This window comes from Acidisoma sp. S159 (assembly GCF_009766125.1).
Taxonomy (GTDB): Bacteria; Pseudomonadota; Alphaproteobacteria; order Acetobacterales; family Acetobacteraceae; genus Acidisoma.
The window spans coordinates 1-2,257 of sequence record NZ_LMUG01000005.1; the positions used below are offsets into that span (position 1 = coordinate 1).

At 63.4% G+C, this 2,257-nt stretch carries 1 pseudogene; it reads left to right on the plus strand.

Features of this window, described 5'->3' with window-relative positions:
* Positions 1 to 2,257, plus strand: a pseudogene (locus tag GSQ92_RS01755) (hypothetical protein); the annotation flags it as partial.

The window sequence follows — 2,257 nt, forward strand, 5'->3', positions numbered from 1 at the left end:
GCGGCTGGAGCGATGGAAAGCGGCGGCACGGTTATGTCCGGCGCCACCCTCATCGTGTCCTCGGGCGTCGTTGCGAGCAGCGTTACGGTGCTGTCCGGCGGGTCGCTGGTGGTGTTGAGGGGCGGCTCGGATCTCGGCGTGATTGACCACGGCACGGTGGTGGTAAGCAGCGGCGCGGTCGAGAGCGGCGATGTCCTGAGTAGCGGCGCGCAGATTCTGGTAGCCTCGGACGGCACTGCGATGTTGATTACTCTGAGCGCGGGTGGCACCGAGACGGTGCTGGCGGGCGGCACGGGGCTGGGGTTGAACCTGTCTTCCGGTGGGGTGATCACCCTGTCCTCCGGTGCGTTGCAAAGCGGCAGCACCGTGCAGACCGGGGCAATATACACTGTCGCCAGCGGAGCGACCGCGACCAATATGTTGGTCACGTCCAGCGGGTCGGCGATTATCGATGGCCTGGCCAGCGGCGTGACGGACTTGGGATTGTATGGTGGGACAGTTACCGAAGGGGTTGTGGTCGGTAGTGGAGGAATCCTCGACGGCTTCACAGTCGGCACAAGTGGGTTCAACACCACACCAGGTTGGCTCGATGTCCTCTCGGGCGGAACTATTGAAAGCGGGACCATTTATCCTGGTGTGATTTCTAATAATGGAGACCACGTCGACTTATCTGGAACTATGTTCTCAGTAACCGACGACGACAACATCTTCGTCTACGGCGGCACGGCGCTGAGCGTCACAGTAAGCAGCGGCGGAGCGATCAGCACAAACGTTCCTACGATAGGCGCCCGAGACCTCATCAGTACTACGGTCTTGGGCGGTGGATCGGCCTATTTTGGCTTTGGTGTCTATAGCGATACGATCGCGAGTTCTGGAGCAATAGTGACAGTCGCTGCTTTTGGCACGGCTATCGCATCGGCAGGAACCAACGCAGGGCTGGAGATCTCGGGTGGCACCGACCTCGTCCTTACCGGTGGCGTCGATATAGGCACCATTGTGAGCGCAAGCGGAGTTTATACTGTCAGCTCCGGCGGCACGGCGTCGGGAACGATCTTCAGCAGCGGCGCGAGCGGGACGATCTCCTCGGGCGGGCTGGAAAACGGCGCCACGGTGCTCTCCGGCGGCGCGCTCACTGTTAGCGCGAGCGGGACCGCCAGTGCCACGCTGATTAACACGGGTGGCACCGAGATAATCTCCAGCAGTGCCACCGGGTTGAACGCGACCCTGTCCTCGGGCGGGGTGCTCAATCTCGCTTCGGGTGCCGTTGAGAGTGGCGGCACGGTCGCCTCCGGCGCAACTCTTACCGTGTCGAGCGGCGTGGTTGTGAGCGGCGTCACCGTGGCAACGGGCGGCTTGCTGGTGGCGCTCTCGGGTGGCGCGGCCTTGGCTACTATCGACAGCGGCAGTGTCATCATCTCAAACGGTGCAACCATCAACATTGCGAGCTTCGGCTCGGGCGGGACTATCCAGGTATCGTCAGGCGGCGTTCTCAGCGGTCAAGTCACCAGCCCGGGATACCCGACGATGGTCACCGTCTATTCCGGCGGCATCACCTCAAATGGGACGGCTGCGTACTGGGCTTGGGAGAACAGGGGAGGCACCGACGTCGACCTGACAGTTGCACTCGGAGGCGTAGAGCTCCTTCTCGGCGGAAGCGCCATCAGCACGACGCTCACAGGTATGTGGAACGGTGTTTCCGTGGGCTTCCATCCCATACAGGACATCTACGCTGGGGCCTTTGCGAGTGACACCCAGATACTGTCGGAAGGCTCCGCCTACCTTTACGCGGGCGGCACGTTGCAGGATTTCACGCTATCCTCAGGCGGCTCGCTTTTTCTTTTCGCCGGCGGCGTGGAGCATGGCGGCACAGTAGGCTCCGGCGCCGTCCTGCCCGTGGGGAACGGCGTGGTGGTAAGCGGCGTCACCGCCGCTACCGGCGGCTCGATCGTGATTTCGTCGGGCGGCATCGCCTCGGGAAGCATCGACAGTGGTGCGATCCTGGTCAGTTCAGGCGGCCGGGACCTCGCCGACACGGTAGCCAGCGGCGGTCGGGAGACCCTGTCCGCGGGGGGCACCGCCACTGCCACGACGATCGGCGCGGGGGGCACGGAGATAGTCTCCAGCGGCGCGACCTCCATCGACACCATCATCAGCGCTGGCGGGACGGGCACCTTCATGAGCGGTGCCACAGCCATCGCGGTCAGCGGCAGCAATCAGGGATTAACGCTCTCCGCTGGCGTGCTCGATCTCGTGCAGG